General features: G+C 61.2%; 21 protein-coding genes. 3 read left to right on the top strand and 18 right to left on the bottom strand.

The window, feature by feature from the left end:
• Window positions 1–4 precede the first annotated feature (4 nt).
• On the top strand, window positions 5–451 hold the full coding sequence (locus DTP52_RS04700) for a hypothetical protein (protein ID WP_003197008.1): 447 nt from the start codon (window positions 5–7) through the stop codon (window positions 449–451).
• Window positions 452–606: 155 nt separating this feature from the next.
• Here the strand turns inward: DTP52_RS04700 and DTP52_RS04695 are convergent, their stop codons facing one another.
• The 3 genes from DTP52_RS04695 to DTP52_RS04685 all read right to left on the bottom strand — a co-directional run bounded on the left by DTP52_RS04695 (window position 607) and on the right by DTP52_RS04685 (window position 2,435).
• Window positions 607–882, bottom strand: coding sequence for a PAAR domain-containing protein (locus DTP52_RS04695; RefSeq protein ID WP_109752064.1), 276 nt, complete (start codon window positions 880–882; stop codon window positions 607–609).
• The gene (locus DTP52_RS04690) at window positions 879–1,412 is read right to left on the bottom strand and encodes a PAAR domain-containing protein (RefSeq protein WP_109752063.1); all 534 of its coding nucleotides are present in this window, start codon (window positions 1,410–1,412) and stop codon (window positions 879–881) included. Before DTP52_RS04690 ends, DTP52_RS04695 begins: the two co-directional genes overlap by 4 nt.
• Before the next feature lie 579 nt (window positions 1,413–1,991).
• Window positions 1,992–2,435 (bottom strand): DUF2846 domain-containing protein, encoded by a 444-nt coding sequence (locus tag DTP52_RS04685; protein ID WP_109752062.1) that lies wholly within the window; start codon window positions 2,433–2,435, stop codon window positions 1,992–1,994.
• Window positions 2,436–2,681: 246 nt separating this feature from the next.
• Between DTP52_RS04685 and DTP52_RS04680 the strand changes: the two genes are divergently transcribed.
• Window positions 2,682–3,095, top strand: coding sequence for a hypothetical protein (locus DTP52_RS04680; protein WP_146206836.1), 414 nt, complete (start codon window positions 2,682–2,684; stop codon window positions 3,093–3,095).
• Here the strand turns inward: DTP52_RS04680 and DTP52_RS04675 are convergent.
• Complete coding sequence (locus tag DTP52_RS04675; protein WP_109752060.1) at window positions 3,085–3,987, bottom strand: LysR family transcriptional regulator; 903 nt, start codon at window positions 3,985–3,987, stop codon at window positions 3,085–3,087. The two genes, DTP52_RS04680 and DTP52_RS04675, sit on opposite strands and share 11 nt — an antisense overlap.
• A gap of 221 nt (window positions 3,988–4,208) precedes the next feature.
• Between DTP52_RS04675 and DTP52_RS04670 the strand changes: the two genes are divergently transcribed.
• Window positions 4,209–5,384, top strand: coding sequence for an MFS transporter (locus tag DTP52_RS04670; protein WP_269154843.1), 1,176 nt, complete (start codon window positions 4,209–4,211; stop codon window positions 5,382–5,384).
• A gap of 261 nt (window positions 5,385–5,645) precedes the next feature.
• Here the strand turns inward: DTP52_RS04670 and gspM are convergent, their stop codons facing one another.
• The 14 genes from gspM to hemE all read right to left on the bottom strand — a co-directional run bounded on the left by gspM (window position 5,646) and on the right by hemE (window position 18,501).
• Complete coding sequence (gene gspM, locus DTP52_RS04665) at window positions 5,646–6,092, bottom strand: type II secretion system protein GspM (protein ID WP_109752058.1); 447 nt, start codon at window positions 6,090–6,092, stop codon at window positions 5,646–5,648.
• The gene (gspL, locus tag DTP52_RS04660; protein ID WP_109752057.1) at window positions 6,092–7,195 is read right to left on the bottom strand and encodes a type II secretion system protein GspL; all 1,104 of its coding nucleotides are present in this window, start codon (window positions 7,193–7,195) and stop codon (window positions 6,092–6,094) included. Before gspL ends, gspM begins: the two co-directional genes overlap by 1 nt.
• Window positions 7,196–8,041, bottom strand: a complete 846-nt coding sequence (locus tag DTP52_RS04655; protein ID WP_109752056.1) for a type II secretion system protein GspK — start codon at window positions 8,039–8,041, stop codon at window positions 7,196–7,198. It lies immediately after the preceding gene.
• On the bottom strand, window positions 8,038–8,571 hold the full coding sequence (locus DTP52_RS04650; RefSeq protein ID WP_109752055.1) for a type II secretion system protein GspJ: 534 nt from the start codon (window positions 8,569–8,571) through the stop codon (window positions 8,038–8,040). Before DTP52_RS04650 ends, DTP52_RS04655 begins: the two co-directional genes overlap by 4 nt.
• Window positions 8,564–8,950, bottom strand: coding sequence for a type II secretion system minor pseudopilin GspI (gspI, locus tag DTP52_RS04645; protein ID WP_109752054.1), 387 nt, complete (start codon window positions 8,948–8,950; stop codon window positions 8,564–8,566). The genes DTP52_RS04650 and gspI overlap by 8 nt, the downstream gene beginning before the upstream one ends.
• Window positions 8,943–9,410: a type II secretion system minor pseudopilin GspH gene (gene gspH, locus DTP52_RS04640; protein ID WP_109752053.1), complete on the bottom strand. Its 468-nt coding sequence runs from the start codon at window positions 9,408–9,410 to the stop codon at window positions 8,943–8,945. The genes gspI and gspH overlap by 8 nt, the downstream gene beginning before the upstream one ends.
• 2 nt (window positions 9,411–9,412) lie before the next feature.
• Window positions 9,413–9,868, bottom strand: coding sequence for a type II secretion system major pseudopilin GspG (gene gspG, locus DTP52_RS04635; RefSeq protein WP_109752052.1), 456 nt, complete (start codon window positions 9,866–9,868; stop codon window positions 9,413–9,415).
• A 3-nt stretch (window positions 9,869–9,871) separates the two neighbouring features.
• Window positions 9,872–11,080, bottom strand: a complete 1,209-nt coding sequence (gspF, locus tag DTP52_RS04630) for a type II secretion system inner membrane protein GspF (protein ID WP_109752051.1) — start codon at window positions 11,078–11,080, stop codon at window positions 9,872–9,874.
• Window positions 11,081–11,084: 4 nt separating this feature from the next.
• A complete protein-coding gene (gene gspE / locus DTP52_RS04625) occupies window positions 11,085–12,557 on the bottom strand; it encodes a type II secretion system ATPase GspE (protein ID WP_109752050.1) in 1,473 nt (490 codons plus the stop codon).
• Entirely contained in the window at window positions 12,554–14,470 is a 1,917-nt protein-coding gene (gspD, locus tag DTP52_RS04620; RefSeq protein ID WP_109752049.1) for a type II secretion system secretin GspD, read from the bottom strand. Before gspD ends, gspE begins: the two co-directional genes overlap by 4 nt.
• A gap of 7 nt (window positions 14,471–14,477) precedes the next feature.
• Window positions 14,478–15,017 carry a type II secretion system protein N gene (locus DTP52_RS04615; RefSeq protein WP_109752048.1) on the bottom strand — a complete coding sequence of 180 codons (540 nt, stop codon included), beginning with the start codon at window positions 15,015–15,017 and terminating at the stop codon, window positions 14,478–14,480.
• Window positions 15,014–15,556 (bottom strand): cytochrome b, encoded by a 543-nt coding sequence (locus DTP52_RS04610; protein WP_109752047.1) that lies wholly within the window; start codon window positions 15,554–15,556, stop codon window positions 15,014–15,016. Before DTP52_RS04610 ends, DTP52_RS04615 begins: the two co-directional genes overlap by 4 nt.
• 67 nt (window positions 15,557–15,623) lie before the next feature.
• The gene (gene gbpA / locus DTP52_RS04605; protein WP_109752046.1) at window positions 15,624–17,090 is read right to left on the bottom strand and encodes an N-acetylglucosamine-binding protein GbpA; all 1,467 of its coding nucleotides are present in this window, start codon (window positions 17,088–17,090) and stop codon (window positions 15,624–15,626) included.
• 343 nt (window positions 17,091–17,433) lie between these two features.
• Entirely contained in the window at window positions 17,434–18,501 is a 1,068-nt protein-coding gene (gene hemE / locus DTP52_RS04600; protein WP_109752045.1) for a uroporphyrinogen decarboxylase, read from the bottom strand.
• Window positions 18,502–18,665: the final 164 nt, after the last annotated feature.

Genomic DNA, 18,665 nt, shown 5'->3' with positions numbered 1-18,665 from the left:
CATGATGTCGTTGAAGAAAATCGCCGTAACCGCCGCCCTGTTGCTCAGCACCCTGCCAAGCCTCAGCCAGGCCCGTGATACCGCGCTGTTCCTGCCGTTCGACAAAGTCGTCGCCGAGGCCATCCGCACCGGCAAGATCGACGGCAGCGTGAAGTTCTACCTGGCCGGCAACAAACCGGCCGGCAACGTCACCGTGGTCAGCCCCGGCGCCGTGACCAACAAGAAAACCAACGCCTTCAACAAATCCGATGAAGTGGCCTGCGAATGGGTGCTGCAATCGGCACTGATCAGCCTGCACCAGGCCGCCAAGAACGCCGGCGCCAACGCCGTCACCAACATCGTCAGCTTCTACAAGAGCAACGAACGCAAGGACCCGACCACCTATGAATGCCACGCCGGCGCGATCATGGCGGGCGTCGCGTTGAAAGGGGATCTGGCGAAGGTGCAATAAACCCGGATCCGCCGCAATCGCGAGCAGGCTCGCTCCCACAGTGGATCCAGGGTGTACGCAATCTGGTATGCCACCAAATCCTGTGGGAGCGAGCCTGCTCGCGATTGCAGTGGGTCAGCACCGATGATGTTGGCTGGGCTACCGTCATCACCTCTTCATTTGTAGGTAGCCCAGAGCACCGAAGGGATCAGTCGCGCTTTGCAGGGGCAGGTACTGTGGCTATCCAGCGTGCCGGCCATATGCCTGCCATGACTGACCATATGCGCGATGCCGCCGCTGATCTGATAGGTTTTTCCATCCCGGCCACACGAGACGCGATCACCTTCGCGGGCATGCAGCAGGCCAAACATGTTGCCCCTGCTATCGCCTTCCAGCACTTTCCCACCACAAGTGGTCTTGTCACCCAAGCCGATGAAGTACCCCTCTCTCATTGGATGTTCTCCTTCACCCCATTCGAGTGCAGGTAATGAACATCCGCCAGTTTGAGAGCGGGCAAAAAGTCCTCCGCCATCGGCACGCCTTCACGCACGATGATCAGAAAACGTCTCTGCGGCGTATTGATGATCTCGTCGCCATTGCTCAAGCGGCTGCCGACCAGGGCGATGTTGCTATTGGCGGCCCCGGCGGCGGTTACGATCCGCGCGGTGCTGCCATCGGCATACACGACCTGGTCGCCTTTCTGCGCCGCTTGTACTTTCCAGCCATTGTCCAGGGTGAACGTCAACGACGATGACACTTGCTGGATCGTTCCGCCGTAACGCGTCTGGCTACCCTCGGTGGCCACCCGGTAAATAGCGATTGGGGGATGAGCCATGACGAACGCTTTTTGTTGATTAAGAAATGTGATGACTTTTTCGTCAAAACCATCAAGCGGCTGTTGCTCCAAGTACAAATCGTCCAAATGACGGAGATATTCACGAGAGACTTCGTTGGTGTATGGGGTGTAGGAAGATGAGTGCATTTCCAAGGGCCTTATTCACGGGCTTTGGGCTACTTCCCTTTCCGCCGGGAAGGAGCATTGGGCCAGACAATTCGGAATGATGAATAAGACGTTGCTACGCTGGTGAATCGCAAGCCCAACAGCGTGGACATCTGGAGCGAATAGGAAACATCGCAACTAGGAAAGCGTATTTTCCTACAGTCAACAGGAGCTCTATGCAGGGCGCTCGTGGTTTGTACGGGGGGCTCCAGCATGTTCTCTTCCTGAAAGTTTTCGGAAGAAATAACCTATCGAAGACGCGCGAAGTGGGGGCGATATATAGATACCGCATGAGGCGGTGTCAGGCGGTGTACAGGTGTTGCGGATACATAATCCGTGTGGGGACGTACTAGCTCGTGATGAACCCTGGCGGTAATTGGGGGCATCGCATCATGCTGGCCGGTTCAGGTACTGGCATGCAGTCAGTCCCAACGCTTTGACAATTTTTTGTTCAATGGTCCTGGAAAGTTCAGACAACGCATTGATCACCATCAGGCTAACCCCATAGAAAAGGGCGCTTTTCAGCGCCCTCTCAAACAGCACGGATCAGAGACAGTCGAGTCACTCAGCTTGAATCAACTTGCTTTCCACTACCCCGGCACGGCCGGTTTTTTCATCGACAACCTGCAGGTTGTTACGAGCCTTGATGAAACCCACTTTCACTTCCTGCCAGACAAAATAGTTCTTGCCCGCTTCTGTACTGAGCTTGAGTTCTGAATCGTTTTCCGCAGACGACACCAGCGTCTGCTGGCCAGCCGGTACCGATAGCATCAGATACGACTTGGCAACGGTCTGCCCGACAGCTTTACCGTTGAGCGTTACCGGCATTTTCACCCCGGCGCCCATGCTTTCGTTGCGATAAACGTAGATGTTCGCTTTGTCAGGAACGGTCTGGAAGGTTTTCGCCTGAGCATCCTGGGTGTCATCCGCCATTTTTACCGAAGCACACCCCGTGGTCAGCGCGGCGACTGCCAGCAAGGCAGTAAAGGTCAATCGCTTGAACATCCTGTTTCTCCATGATTGGGTAGGTCGAACAATCGGATATCGGCTGAGACGGTGAAAAACTGAAGCAATGTTGGCTTGCTCGGTCACGGGTGGCGCCTGGCAACAGCAAGCCTCAAGCCCAGACAGGTAACCTTCCGTAAAACTTGTAATCCATTTCCCAAGCTGTCATTAGGGCATTGAGTCTCTTATTCATGCGTGCTCAATTAGCCGTCAAAATAAGCAATGCCATGGATAGGGATAAAAATCGTGAAAACAAAACACTCTCTTTGGTCTTACCTGATGAGCCTTTCAACCACTCTAATCATTGGCAGTTATAACTTATTCGCAAACTATACAAACAACCTCTACCCAGCCGAACATGACATTATCGCCATCCCATTCGCAGCAATGATCGGCACCCTGCTCACATTACTACTCCTGCTACTTTTCCAGCATCCTTATCGCTTAAGAAAAGCAAATAACGCGCCCAATACCCTTCTTACCAAATCCGCGAGCGTCCTCGCCACGACCGTAACGGTGATCCTGTTGCTGGAGCACATACTCTATTGGTCAACGCCAAAACATTTGCCAACTTTCTGGATTTTCCTTACCACCCTCTGTTTTTACATTCATTACCAACTTCAACTTTATGGTTTCATCCGCGCCGACATTAACCACTAGGTAACTCCACCTCATCGGTCAACAACGCCACAAACGCCTTCGCCATCGGCGACCGCTGGTCCTTGCGCTGTACCAGCCACACCGCCGACACCGCCGCCGGGTCGAGCAGCGATCGATAGACCACGCCGTCGATACGCATGCGCTGGTATGACGCCGGCAGGACTGAGACACCCAGCCCCGCCGCGACCAGGCCGATGATGGTCATGGCTTCACCGGCCTCTTGGGCGAAGTGTGGGCTGAAGCCGGCGTCGCGGGCCAGGCTCAGGAGTTGCGCGTAGAGGCCGCTGCCGTAGCTGCGAGGGAAGAACACGAAGGGTTCCTGAGCCAGCGCCGAGAGGAACAGGCCCGCTTCGCTGCCCTGGGCCAGGGGATGCTTGGAGCTGAGCACGGCCACCAGCGGTTCGCGGCTGAGTTCGATTTCCTGCAAGGAGTCGGGCAGTGGCAGCGGACGCATGATGCCCACCTCGATCGCTTCGTCTACCAATGCATCCGCGACCTGGGTGCTGCTCATTTCCCGCAGGTTCAGGTGCACGGCCGGGAAGCGTTGGCGAAACGTGAAGATCGCTTGGGGAATGGTCGAGTTGAACGGCGCCGAGGAAGTGAAGCCGATTTTCAGCTCACCCAACTCGCCTAACTGGGCACGGCGGGCCACGTCAGCCGCCTTATCGACCTGAGCCAGTACCCGTCGCGCCTCTTCGAGGAACAGTCGCCCGGCCTCGCTCAGTTCGACCCGACGATTGGTGCGCTCGAACAGCCGTGCACCGATCTCCTGCTCCAGCGCCTGGATCTGCTGGCTCAAGGGCGGTTGGGAGATGCCCAGCACCAGGGCCGCGCGGCCAAAATGCAGCTCTTCGGCCACGGCGATGAAGTAACGCAGATGACGCAATTCCATGGGCAATCCAATAGGTCGTAAAACGTCTTAAACAGGTCGAACAATATATTGGATAGAAACATTAGCCGGCTATATGCTTTTTTCATTGCCTGCCTGGCCGTGTTCGTTCGAGGTCCACCGTGAAAACTGCTGTCGCTCCACTGGCCCATGAAATCCCACCTAGTGTGCAGGATGACGTCGTCGCCGAATTGAAGGACATCTACATCGAGAAAGGCACGCCGATGTTCATGCGCACGGTGCTGGCGCTGTTCAGCGGTGGCTTTGCGACCTTCGCCTTGCTGTACTGCGTGCAACCGATGATGCCGCTGCTGTCCAAGGAGTTCTCCATCAACGCGGCGCAGAGCAGCCTGATCCTGTCGGTGGCGACCGGCCTGCTCGCCATCGGTCTGCTGGTCACCGGCCCGATTTCCGACCGCATCGGTCGCAAGCCAGTGATGGTCGCGGCGCTGTTCGCGGCCTCGGTGTGCACGATTGCCAGTGCCATGATGCCGACCTGGCAAGGCGTACTGGTGCTGCGCGCCTTGGTGGGTTTGTCATTGAGCGGGTTGGCAGCGGTGGCGATGACCTACTTGAGCGAAGAGATCCACCCCAAGCACATCGGCCTGGCGATGGGCCTGTACATCGCCGGCAACGCCATCGGCGGCATGTGCGGGCGCCTGATCACCGGGGTCTTGATCGACTTTGTCAGCTGGCACACCGCGATGCTGGTGATCGGTGGCCTGGCCCTGATCGCGGCGGCGGTGTTCTGGAGGATTCTGCCCGAGTCGCGCAACTTCCGCCCGCGCTCGCTACACCCGCGCAGCCTGCTGGACGGTTTCACCATGCACTTTCGCGACGCCGGTCTGCCGCTGCTGTTTCTCGAAGCCTTCGTGTTGATGGGCGCGTTCGTGACGCTGTTCAACTACATCGGCTACCGCTTGCTGGCCGAGCCTTATCATCTGGATCAGGCGTTCGTCGGATTGTTATCGGTGGTGTACCTGTCGGGCATCTACAGCTCGGCGAAAGTCGGTGCACTGGCAGACAAACTCGGTCGGCGCAAAATGCTCTGGGCCACCATCGCCCTGATGCTGGCCGGGCTCGCGCTGACCATGGCCACGCCACTGTGGCTGGTGGTCCTGGGCATGCTGGTGTTCACCTTCGGCTTCTTCGGCGCCCACTCGGTCGCCAGCAGCTGGATCGGCCGCCGCGCCCTCAAAGCCAAGGGCCAGGCATCGTCGCTGTACCTGTTCAGCTACTACGCTGGGTCGAGTGTGGCGGGTACGGCGGGCGGCGTGGCCTGGCACCTGGGCGGGTGGAACGGTATCGGCCTGTTCATCGGTGGCTTGCTGGTGGTGGCGTTGCTGGTGGCGGTGAAACTGGCGAAGTTGCCGTTGTTGCCGGGGAATGTGCAGGTTTAGATCCAAGGCAGGGGCAATAGACACTTTGTGGCGAGGGGATTTATCCCCGCTGGGCTGCGCAGCAGCCCTAAAGCAGTGAACTCAATCTTCCTGGCCCACCGAGTTGCCTGGTGTGGGGGCCGCTTCGCAACCCAGCGGGGATAAATCCCCTCGCCACAGGGCTTGTTTCTTGCTCGGCAGCGCAGCGTCGAAGACGCGGCGGCCACTCTCTCACCACAAAAACCTCATACCCCTGGCCAAAATTGCTGTGTACTCGATCGATCATTGACGTAACACCACGCGCGCCTCCAGCACACGATCACGCGCTTCCAGGGTCAACGACTGCAGTGCCGCGCCCTCCTGCTCACGTTGATCCAACCAATGAAGCAACGAATTGGCATCGCCACTGACGACGAGCCGCAACGAATCGCCGTCGACCTCCATCTCTGCAATGTCCAACCCCGCCGCGCTTGCACTGTCATTGACGCGCACCGACAAGGGTCGTGTCGCGGTGGTCAGATCCCGGGGGGGGTCGGCGCGCTGGATTCGGGCGTGCAGCTCAGCCTGTTGGCGATACTGCCGCTCGGCAACTTCCAGCCGTTGCCGGGTCGGTTGCCAAATCGAGGTGTAGGCCACGACCACCAGCAACAGCCCGGCCAGGCCCAGCAACAATTGTTGCTCACGGCGTGACACCCTCCCCCAGGCCTGGATCAAGCGATTGAAGTTCATCAACTGTTCTCCAGCGTGAGCGTGGCCTGCACTCGGTTGTTCTGTTTGCTGGCACTGCCCAGGGTAACTGGCAGTCCGGTTTGCTGCCCGCGTTCGCGCAGTTGCTCAAGCTCGACGAAGCTGTTGGCGGTCAGCTGGATTTTCCAACCTTCGTCCTCACGAAAATCGACGCGTTGCACTTCGACGTTGCTCGCGCCAATGACCTGCTCCGTCAGACGGACCAGGCGCGCAACCTGGGTGTCCTGACTTTGCCCACGACGACTCTGCAACGCCTGGAACTGCGCCGCCAGGTCGACGATGCGGGTTTGCTCGGGATACAGCGACCTGAATCGCTGCTCGTCCTGGGTGTACAGATAACGAGTTTCGCCTTCAAGAAATCGTATGCGAGCCTCGCTGAACGCCCAGGTGAGCAATAACAATCCCGACGCAGCAACCGCCACGCCACGCCACGGCAAAGGCTGACGACGTCGACGAAACTCGCCCTGCAACAGGTCGATGGGATGTCCGCCAGCGCTGAGCAGCCACTCATCGATACCTTCGCGATCGCGTCCCTCGTCCAGCCAGTGAATGTCCTCGGGCAAGTCAGGCTTGAGCGTTGCCAGGGCCCGGGGCGACAGCGATACCCGCGCCGGCAACGCCCCGCCCAACAGCCAGCGACCGAACCAACGCACGGCAAAAGCCTTGTCATCGGGAAGCAGGTCGGCATCGACATGCATCGCACGTACATCGAAGCCTTGCGCGGCCAGCAACGCCAGCAATGCCTGGAACCGGCTTCGCTCGGTCACCATCAGCGGGTAGCGCTGCTGACGATCCCGCGCGCCGACGCTGATGTGCAACGTCTCCAGATTTTCACTCAACTGTTCTTCGATGGCGAATGCTAGGGCCTGGGGTCGCGGCTGGCGCCGTGACGGCCACGGATCGCTGCGCAGCCAGCTGCACATTTCCATCGGCAACAGCACGTCGACGACTCGCCCGTGCAACTCGCGGGCGGCTTCATGCAAGGGCAGGCAACGTCGTTCGCCCGTGGGCGACCACACACAACACGGCCAGTTGGCGCAAAGCGCCTCCATACCGTCGGCCGTCAGGTAAAGCCAGGTTTTCATCTAAGGGTGCTCGCTGAGGCTGATGGGTAAAAAACGACGCTGAGTCACCGTCCAGCGTCCGCTAACGGGATCTCGCTCAATGTCCGAGGCCAGGCGCAGACGGCTGCCGGCACGGGCCACGCTCACGGTGATTCGAAACCAGCGGCTACTCACGCCCAGGCCATGGCTGCCAATGCCCAACCCGGACAACAGCGGGTCATTGGTAAAAGCCTGCACGCTGGCGTATGGCGCGTGGCGGCGCTGGTTGATCAACGTTTTGGCCGGCCCATCCTCCATACCGTCCAGGCTCATCAACACTGGCAGCGGGGCGGTATTGATATTCAACAGGGCCTCCCTGGGTAGCAATACCACCCAAGGCTCCAGGCGCCGCAGCGTCTGGCCGTCGATGCCCGGCAACAGACGCAGTTGACTCAACTCCTGCACCGAGCCGACCTGGGGCAATGCCTGCGCGGGTAAATCCAGCAACGCCAACAATCGCGTCCAACGACCGAGCGTGACTTGATCGGTTTGACCCTGGGCCAGCAGCGCGTTGAGGTTCAGGCGCCCGGCCAGATCCTCTATATCGATGTGAACCTCGGCGTCTTCCATTTCGAATGCAGGTTTGAGCCGGGCCCAATCCTGGCTCAGGTCTACCGGCCCGGACGAAGTGATCGCGCTATCTTCCAACACTGCCTGCGCCCAGGCTTCAGCGGCCAACCCCAACTGACGCAGCTGGACCTGCTGCAACTGCTGCGCGCTGCTCTGCAACAGCAGGCGATGACTGCGCAACAGGCCGGCGGTGAGCAGCAGCGCCAGGCTCAGGACCAACAGCACACTGATCAGCGCCACGCCCCGTTGTCGCTTCACGGCAACGCCCCAGGCAACAGCAGCACGCGACGGATCTGCTGGAAACGCCCCGTGGAAATCACCAGTTCCAGCGCCAGTGGCGCGTTGCCGCGCACGGTTTCGCCGTGCCAGCCCCGCTGCGCGTCGAACACACGCCAGCTCAGGCTACGTACGTCCTCGAGCAATTTCTGCTGTTGCACGCTGACCGGCCCTTCACCACGACTGTCGCGCCACAACACCGCTCCCTCGAGTCGATAGTTCACCGTTTGCCGCTCGCTGCGTGGCTGGTCCAGTGGATTGGCCCAATGGCTGCGCTGCAATTGCAGGCGCCCTGACGCGAGCCCGATGGAACCGGCAACGGCCTGCCACACATCCCGTTCGATCACCCCCACCGCACGTTGCAAGACCCTGACTTCACGCTCATGTTGACCGGTGCCCTGCTGGGTACGCACGACACTGTCGAACAGGCGCCAACTGGCCAGGCCAAGCAGGGCAAAAATGGCGATAGCGATGACCAGCTCCAACAAGGTGAAGCCCGACTGTCTATTCATGACGGTTGCGGATCCATCCGGTGGTGCGGTGCACGGCAGCTGGGCTGCCGGCCCGGCTGACCTGGATCTCGACCTGGAGCAGACGCGGGTCGCGGGCCGGGGCGACACGCTGGTGCAAGAGCCAATCGCGCTGATCCAGGCGTCGGGCCAGGCCCTGTGCGCCAAGTGGCGTAGCGCCTTGCAGACGGAGCTCACTGAGTTGGTTGTCCGCTAGCCAGGCGCCGAACAGACGATCCTCGAGCCCGGCGCTTTGCTTGAGCACGAACTGGCTGGCCGACAGCACCGCAGCCGCCAACGTGGCGAAAATCGCCAGCGCGACCATGATTTCCAACAGCGTGAATCCCTGGCAATCGGCGGCCAGCCTGCGAGCGTCAGCCATCGATCAGCGGCTCCGCCAAGCCATCACTCACGACCTGGGAAATCGTCTGGCCGGCAACTTTGACGAACAATCTGAACGGACTGATCTCATCACTGCTGAGCATCAGCAACTGTGGCGGGCCTTGGGCATCATCGAGCGCCAGGACATGGCCGTCCTGCTCCAGTCCAAACGTCAGGCTTTCAGGCAGCCGATGCGACGCCGACACCGCTGTCCACCCCAGGGACTCGAGGCGCAACGCCTGATAGCCGCGAGGCTGTACGCGCACCCCATACTCCAGCCCATCCAACACCGCGCGTTCGCGCAACTGCTGCACCACACGGATGAAGTCCTGGGCTTGCTGCCGGGCCTCACGCGCCGGGCTCGGACCGAGAGCCAGACTGACCATGCCCATCACGACTCCGATCAACACAATGACGACCATCAGTTCCAGCAAGGTGAAGCCCCGAGAATGACCGCCCATGTTCACTCGGCCCAATTGCCGATATCGGCGGCGAAGCCCTCGCCGCCCGGCGCGCCATCGGCGCCCAGCGAGTACAGGTCATAGCCGCCATCGAGTGACTTGAGGCCAGGGTTGAGAAACTGGTAGGGCGTGCCCCAGGGATCGACCGGCAGGCTTTTCAAATAACCCTGAGGGTTCCAGTTCTTTGCCACGGGCGTACCGGCCGGACGCTTGCTCAGCGCCTCCAGGCCTTGCTGGGTCGAAGGGTAATGAGCGTTGTCGAGACGGTACATTTCCAGGGCCGTGGCTATCGCCTGGATATCGGTGCGCGCGGCGGTGACCTTGGCTTGGTCGGGCCGGCTCATGAACTGCGGCACGACGATGGCGCCGAGGATGCCGATGATGACCACCACCACCATGATTTCGATCAGGGTGAAGCCGCGCTGAGGACGTGCCGGTCGGTTGCTGTGGAGTTTCATGGGTCAATTCACCAATTGGTTGAGGCTCAAGATAGGAAGCAGAATGGCCATGACGATCAGCAGCACGACGCCGCCCATCAGCACCAACATGGCCGGTTCGAAAAGGCTCACCACCAGCGCGATGCGCGCTGCGAGGCTGGCCTCCTGTTGTTCGGCGGCGCGGGCCAACATGCTGTCGAGTTCGCCGGCACGTTCGCCGCTGGCAATCATGTGCAGCATCAGCGGCGGGATATCCCCGCCGAGCTCCAGGCCACGGGTCAGGGTCCCGCCCTCGCGCACCGAACGAGCGACGTCGGCCATGCGTGCGCGAATGGTCAGGTTGCCGATCACCTGCGCGGCGATGTGCAAGGCGTCCACCAAAGGCACCGAACTCTTGCTCAGGATCGCCAGGGTGCTGGCGAAGCGGGCCGCTTCCATCGCCCGCAGCACCTCACCCAACAACGGCAACCTGAGCAACAAGCGATGCCAACGCAGACGCCACGACGGCTGGCGCAGGCTCCAGCGCCACAGCCCGAGCAGCCCGGCCAGGGCCCCGAGCAGCAGCAGGCCGTAGCGACGCAAGCCGTCGCTCACCGCGATCAGCGCCTGGGTCAGCCAAGGCAACGGCTGGCCACTGTCGACGAAAATCTTCACCACATCCGGCACCACGTAGCCCAACAGGAACGCGACAATTGCGACACAGGCCAACATCAGGATCAGCGGGTACACCAACGCCAGTTGAATGCGCTGGCGCGATGCCTGGCGCGCCTGGGTGTAGGTCGCCAGTTGCTCCAGCACCTGACCCAAATGGCCGGATTGCTCACCAGCGGCAACGGTGGCGCAAAACAGCTCGGGGAAGGCCTGGGGAAATGCCCTCAGCGCCGTCGCCAAGGCGTGGCCTTCCATCACCCGGCTGCGCACCGCCGACAGCAAGTGGACGACTCGCCGCTTCTGGCTCTGTTGCGCCACGGCCCCCAAGGCTTCCTCAAGGGGCAGGCCGGCCTGGATCAAGGTGGAAAGCTGCAACGTCAGCAACGCCAGGTCAGCCGGGCTCAAACGTCCCCCCGAAGGCCGGAAGCCGATCGTTCGCGACTCCCCGGCTTCACGCAACTCGCTGGGCAGCAAGCCGCGCTCGCGCAACAACTGACGGGCATGCCGGGGGCTGTCGCTTTCCACACGGCCCTTGCAGCGGCGGCCCTGGGCATCTTCGGCCCGGTAGTCGAAGGTCGGCATGGCGCTAATCCTCCTGAGTGATGCGCAGCAGTTCATCGACGCTGGTCAGGCCTTCGAGAACCCGCTGGCGCCCGTCCTGGAACAGACTGCGGGAGCTCTTGCGCGCCTCAGAGGCCAACGCCTGCTCGGTGGCCCCCTGATGAATCAACTGCGACAACGCAGCACTGACGTTCACCAGTTCGTAAATGCCGATGCGCCCGCGATAACCTTTCTGGCATTGATCGCAGCCCTGGGCCTTGAACAGCCGTGGCGCGGCACCGGCCTCAAGGCCCAGGCGCAGACAAGTGGCGGCGTCGGCCACATAAGGTGTCTTGCAGCATGGGCACAAGGTGCGCAACAAGCGCTGGGCGACGATGCCGGCCAGGGACGAGGCCAGCAGATAGGCATCCACCCCCATGTCCATCAGCCGCGTGACCGCGCCGACGGCGGTATTAGTGTGCAGGGTCGAGAGCACCAGGTGCCCGGTCAGGGACGCCTGGACGGCGATTTCGGCGGTCTCGCGGTCACGGATTTCACCGACCATCACCACGTCCGGATCCTGGCGCAAAATAGCCCGCAGGCCGCGAGCAAAGGTCATGTCGACTTTCGGATTGACCGGCATCTGGCCGATGCCCGGCAGGTGATATTCGATCGGATCTTCGACGGTGAGGATGTTGCGGCTCTGGTCATTGATGCTGCTCAACGCCGCGTACAGGCTGGTGGTTTTGCCCGAGCCCGTGGGCCCGGTGACCAACACGATGCCGTGGGGTTTGCCGAGCAATTGGCGCAACCCGGCCAGGGTGTCGTCGGGCAGGCCCAGGCGTTGCAGGTCCAGGCGTCCGGCCTGCTTGTCGAGCAGACGCAACACCACGCGCTCGCCATGGGCCGACGGCAAGGTCGAGACCCGCACATCGACTTCGTGCCCGGCCAGCCGCAAGGCCATTCGCCCGTCCTGGGGCACGCGCTTTTCGGCGATATCCAAACGGGCCATGACCTTGATCCGCGACACCAGCAGGTTCGCCAGCTCCCGGCGCGGACGGAGCATTTCCTGCAACTGACCGTCGATGCGCATGCGCACCGACAGGTATTGCTCGAACGTTTCCAGGTGCACGTCCGAGGCGTGTTCGCGGACCGCCTCGCTGAGCAGGGCATTGATCAGCCGGATGATCGGCGCATCACCTTGTTGCTCCAGCAAGTCGGTGGTCTGCGGCATCTGGTCGGCCAGGCTGAGCAGGTCCAGCTCCTCGTCCAGGCCCTGGGCCACCTGCTCGGCGGCACTCTGGCCCTGGCGATAGACGTTGGCCAGGCGCGCGGCGAACGACGCCGGCTCCAGCACCTGGATGGGCAAATCCCGACCGCACAGGCGCCGTACTTCCGCCACGGCGGTCAGGGGCGTGTCACCGCGCATCACCAGGGTCAAGGTCGGCCCCGTGCCTTCGAGCAGCACGCCGAAACGCCTGGCGAAGCCAAAGGGCAACGGGGCCTGTGGGTCCGTCACAGGGCCCCCGAACGCTGTTGCGGATCGGCCGTGTCCGTGGATGAGTCGAACAACTGGCGGGCATCCCGGGGCAACAACAGCGAGTTGTTTTTCCGCGAGCCCGGTTTGCTCAGGTCCCGGAGCGCGTCGTAGCGTTGGCGGCTGACCTCGGCCAGGTCTTCGTTGCTGCGCACAATGGTCGGGCGCAGGAACACCATCAGGTTGCTTTTGGTCTGGGTGTCGCGGTTCCAGCGAAACAACGCGCCCAGGTACGGAATACTGCGCAGCAAAGGAACACCGCTTTGCTGGGTGCGGACGCTGTCGCGGATCAGCCCGCCGATCACGATGATCTCACCATCGTCCGCCAGGATCGTGCTCTTCAAGGCGCGCTTGTTGGTGATCAGGTCAGAGGAATCCACACCGGAGACCGATGGCGCGATGTCCGAGACTTCCTGCTCCACTTCCAGGCGCAAGGTCGAGCCCTCATTGATGTAGGGCTTGACCTTGAGGCTGATGCCGACGTCCTTGCGCTCCACGGTGGTGAACGGATTGTCCGCACCGTTGCCGCTGGTGGCGTAGGAACCCGTTTTGAACGGGACGTTCTGGCCGACGATGATTTCCGCTTCCTGGTTATCCAGGGTCAGCAGGCTGGGGGTGGACAGCAGGTTGCTGTGGGCATTGCTCGCCAGTGCCGAGACCAGCGCACTGAAGCGATCGCTGCCCAGGCGCAGGAACGCGCCTTCGGTCTTTTTATCGAGCTTATTGAGGTCCAACCCGATGATCGGGATGTCGGTTCCCGGAAAATTGATGGCCCCTGTCGCGCTGCCGCTCTCCAGCCCCCACTGCACCCCCAGCGCTTCGGAAATATCGCCGGTGACCTCGACGATGGCCGCATGAATGAGCACCTGAGCCCGGGGTTGGTCCAATTCACGGACGATGTTCTCGATGATGCGAACCTGAGCAGGTTCGGCGATCAGCACGAGGGCATTCTGGCTTTCATCGGCCTTGATCATGAACGAGCTGGCGGCGGCAGTTTCCCGCAAGCCGGTCAGTGCTGGCGTGGTTTTCTTATCCTGGCCGACAGCCTCCAGCACCTCGGCCAGTTGCTTGGCATCGCTATGGCGCAGGCGGATAACCCGGGCGTTGTCCTGAGAGGCGGCGGCCGGGACGTCGAGGGTCCGGGCCAGATCGACCAGGCGCTGGCGCACCGCCGGCGCGCCGATGATCACCAACCGATTGCTACGGGCATCGGCGATCACCAGGCCCGCCGTATCGCCATCGCGCTTGCCGCCAGAGGTTTCCATCAACGGCGCGATATCCCCAGCCTGGGCATGCCGCAACCGCACCACCACATGATTGCGGTTGCGCCCTGAGTCCAGCTGTCGAACCACGTCGGCGATGCGCTGGACATTGGCGGCGGTGTCGGTAACCACCAAGGCATTGGACGATACCGAAGGGCCGACGTAACCATTGCCCGACACCAGGGGCCGGATCAACCCGGCGACGTCGGCGGCGATACTCGATTGCAGGTCGAGGACCCGGGTGACGAACTGCGACGGCGTGGCGCTTTTGGCATCGGCGATTCCGGCCCGCGTCTTGGCATCGCTGACCGGGGTAATGAGGATCCGCTCGCCTTCGTCGATCACGGTGAAGTTATGTGCATCGAGTACCGAATAGAACAACCGACGCACACCCTCGCGGTCCAGCGCCTGGCGGGACATGACTGTAATGCGCCCTGACACCCGGGGATCGAGCACCACGGTCTTGCCCAGGATCGCGGAGAATTCCTCGACCACGTCGCGCAGTTCCGCATTGTTCATCGCCAGTTGCCATCGGGCCTCCTCGGCCCGCAGCGCACTGGGGAACATCAGCGGGCAGGCCGCGGCAAGGCAGAACAGGACGCATGACACACGGCCTCGGATAAAGCTGTTCATGATTCGATCACTCTGATTGCCCGGCCACCGGGCGTAGGTATTGCGAGGAATGAAGCGTGGCATGGCGCCCGTCTTCGAGATCCAGCCGGCGCAGCAAGGGCTTGACCGCTTGCTGCAAGGCCAACCGCTCTTCACGGCCGTTGCGCCACAACGTCACATGGCTGGCCTCGACCCGGCGCAGCACGCTGCCACCGGGCAATCGCTCGCCCACCTGGTAAATGCGCGGGCCGGCGGCATCCGCCAGCAATGCCCGCGACAAGCCTTCGCCGGCGACAAAACTGGCCTGCAACGTAATCGGTTCGGCGCTTGGCGCCTGGGCACCTTCAGGCGCCAGGCCGAGCACGGTCGCCACGGCTTGGACGTTGGGCAAGTCGCGAGCCGGCGCCGCCGGCGAGTCCACCACCACTGGCACGTCACGGCCCAATGCATGGCGAAAACGCCATTCCTGCCCGGCCAGCAATACCCCGTAGAGCAGCGGCACGAGCACCAGCACCAGCACCAGCACCAGCCTCGGCAGACGGCTGTCGACCCGAAACGACAGGCTCACCGTTGCACTCGCTCAAGCGTGCCCGCAGGCTTGGCAAAGGACATTCGCCGCACCACTCTGCGCCCGGAAAACTCATGCCAGAGCACCGCGCACAGGTGCAGCGCGACGAGCATCGAAAGCACCACGCAAGACAGGGTGTGGACGCTGTTGGCCAGCTCGATCAACGTCGGATCAGCCAATGGCTGGGGGAAGCGAACAAGGCCGAAGACACTGATGGCGCTTTTCATCATCAGCACGCCGGTCACCAGCACGACGCCGATGACCAGGTAGATCAGCGCATGCACCGCCGAGGCCAGCCTCTTGCTCCCTGAAAGCGCCGTCCCGCGCGGCTCCAGTTCGTAAAAAAACAGCCAGGCCCGCCACACGAAAAACGGAATGAACAGCGTGGTCAGCGACACATTGAGTGACCCAACCCACTGTTCGGTCGAAGCTGGCACCGGATTGAACGCCACATAAAAACCGGACGCCAACGCCCATAAGATAATGACCGCCGACAGCCAGTGCAGCAGCACCCGGCGCCTGGAGTAATGGATAGACATCACTGCGCACTCGTCTGAAGGCCCCAGGCAACCCGTGTGGATCGCCTGGGACCATGCCTGTCAGGACTTACAGCTTGTCCCAGGCGCTTTGCCAGGAGGCACCGACACCCGGTTCGAAACCGTTCGACGTCGGGCTGTACTGTTTGCAGTAGCCAGACGCAGGGAACGGCTTGCACTCGAAGACTTCGTCAGTCTTGGGCTGCAGCACTTTCGTGCCTACGGTGTAGTCGCTGATGCCTTCCGGGAACACGAAGTCGTACTCGATGCCGGCGCCTTCGCCAGTCAGGGTGACGGCTTGGGTATCCTGGCGAGTGGTGCGTCCGTCTTCGGTGGTCCCCACCAGCGTCAGGGTGTGGGCGCCGGGGGCGCTGCGCACATCCAGGTTCAGGCCGGTGCTGCCTTCACCCACAGTCTGGCTCACGGCACCGACCTGTTTGTTCTTCTCATCGAACAGCGTGGCTTCAAGGTTCATCCGGCGGTTTGCCTGCGCAGTGAACGCCATGCTGACCCGACCTTTATCGAGAACGTACTCTGGTTGCAGGGAGGAAATCTCCATGCTGGCGCTGGCGTCTTCCTGCATGTCCAGTTGCACTTCGTAGCGATTCACACCGCTTTCTTTCTGGGCGTACAGGCTGTTGGCGCCCTTGACCGGCGTGATATTGCCCTCATCGTCACGAATACCGGCGCGAATCAGGGCATGGGCGTTGTTGATGGCTTCGGCCAGTTTGAACGACCAGTTCTCAGCCTTGCCTTCCTCGGCGTTGTCGATGCTGATTTCTACGCTGTACTGGGCATTTTCGCCGGTGGCGGTGAATGCCCGGGCCTTGACCTTGTCACCCACCAGCAACTGGGTCGATGGCGCAATGCTGCCCACCGCCGACCAGCCGCCCGGCAACGCGGCTTCGGCGAGGATGTTTACATCGACCGGGTCATAGAACGCGTTATCGGTGTCGCCTACTGTCCAGACGGCCAGGATGACGTGATGACCCGACTTGCTGTCAGGAATGACGCAGTTATGCGGGGCACCGCCTACCGGCACTTGATTGCCACCCTCCACCGTACAGAACGGCGCGCTATCGAACGAGGCACGCTTGAGCCCTTCGTTCGGGTTCCAACCGTCGCGGGTAATGAAGTATTCGTGTTTGGTCGCCGGGTGCGCGGCGGAGTATTGCCATTGAAAGGTAATGTCCCGGTCCCTGATTTCAGTCAGGTGCCAGCGCGAAGCCGATTGCGCATCGAGGGCAGAGAAGCGGGCAATGCCGCCACTGGCGATTTTACCGTCGATAGGGCCTTGCAGCGGCGCACCACCAGCACCATTCGGGAAGCCCTTGAAGGTTTCACCGGTACTCTGCGGTTCGTATTGCGCGCCACCGCACTGTTGGTTGACACCTTTCTGGCACAACAGCGCACGGGAAGGCGGCACTTCGACGAAACCGTGGGCAAACACACCTTGGGACGCCACCATCGCCGACAACAGAACTAACGACGAAGCACACCCCGTTAACACACTGTTCTTCTTGAAGTTGTTGTTCATATAAATTCCAGACTACTCATCGAGATTGAAAGACGTATCACCGTCATCTTGAAAGGTGCGCTGGGTCGTTCAGCGCTGAACCTGACAAGCGCCGAACCTTATAGAAAGTTGAATATTTCCTATGTAGGAAAAATCTCTCAAAACAGAAGGAATGATCTCTGAAGCCATTTCTATTACATAGTTCGAGAAACTTCTTACGAATAGAAATAACTATCAAACAAACACAAACAGATACTTCACACAAAACAACTAACGAGTTTCACATTGAACCAAATAAACAACCGGGCAAAAAAAAAGCCTGTCCGGCACGGGTCCGGACAGGCTGGGTGACGCAGGGTGGCGATTACGGGTGATATTGCGCCGACAACTCATGTACTGCCCGCAGGAAGGCACCGGCGTGTTCCGGGTCGACTTCCGGGGTAATGCCATGGCCGAGGTTGAACACATGGCCGCTGCCGTTGCCGTAGCTGGCCAGGATGCGTCCGACTTCAGCGCGAATCGCTTCGGGCTTGGCGTAAAGCACGGTCGGGTCCATGTTGCCTTGCAGGGCGACCTTGTGACCGACACGCTCGCGGGCGTTGCCAATGTCGCAGGTCCAGTCCAGGCCCAGGGCGTCGGCGCCGGCATCGGCGATGCTTTCCAGCCACAGGCCGCCGTTCTTGGTGAACAGGATCACCGGGACTTTACGACCTTCATGCTCGCGGATCAGGCCACTGACGATCTTGCGCATGTAGGCCAGGGAAAACTCCTGGTACGCTGCCGCCGACAGGTTGCCGCCCCAGGTGTCGAAGATCTGCACCGCTTGCGCACCGGCCAGGATCTGGCCGTTGAGGTAGGACGTGACCGACTGGGCCAGCTTGTCCAGCAACAGGTGCATGGCTTGCGGGTTGTCGTAGAGCATCGCCTTGGTCTTGCGGAAATCCTTCGACGAACCACCTTCGACCATGTAGGTGGCCAGGGTCCAAGGGCTGCCGGAGAAACCGATCAGCGGCACGCGACCGTTGAGTTCACGGCGAATGGTGCTGACCGCGTCCATGACGTAACCCAGGTCCTTCTGCGGATCGGGAATCGGCAGGGCCTCGATATCAGCCAGGGTGCTGATGACTTTCTTGAAGCGCGGACCTTCGCCGGTCTCGAAGTACAGGCCCTGGCCCATGGCATCGGGAATGGTCAGGATGTCGGAGAACAGGATCGCCGCGTCCAGTTGCGGATAGCGATCCAGCGGCTGCAGCGTGACTTCACAGGCGAACTGGGGGTTCATGCACAGGCTCATGAAGTCACCGGCCTTGGCGCGGCTGGCGCGGTACTCCGGCAGATAGCGACCGGCCTGGCGCATCATCCATACGGGGGTGACGTCTACGGGTTGCTTGAGCAGGGCGCGAAGGAAACGGTCGTTCTTCAGGGCAGTCATGTCGGCATCCGGAAAAAAAGTGCGGGCATTTTCTCAGAGCGCGACGCAAAAGGCACGGCAAGAGCCGTGCCTTTTATCTATCGGGGCAATTTGTCGCGGTGCAACTCGATCTGCTTAACACTGCAAAATGACTGTGGGAAGCATTTTTGTGGGAGCAAGGCTTG

The sequence above is a fragment of the Pseudomonas sp. 43mfcvi1.1 genome, assembly GCF_900115935.1.
GTDB classification, from domain to species: Bacteria; Pseudomonadota; Gammaproteobacteria; order Pseudomonadales; family Pseudomonadaceae; genus Aquipseudomonas; species Aquipseudomonas bijieensis.
The sequence above is the reverse complement of the archived record's forward strand: the minus strand, read 5'-3'. Positions and strand labels throughout refer to the sequence as shown.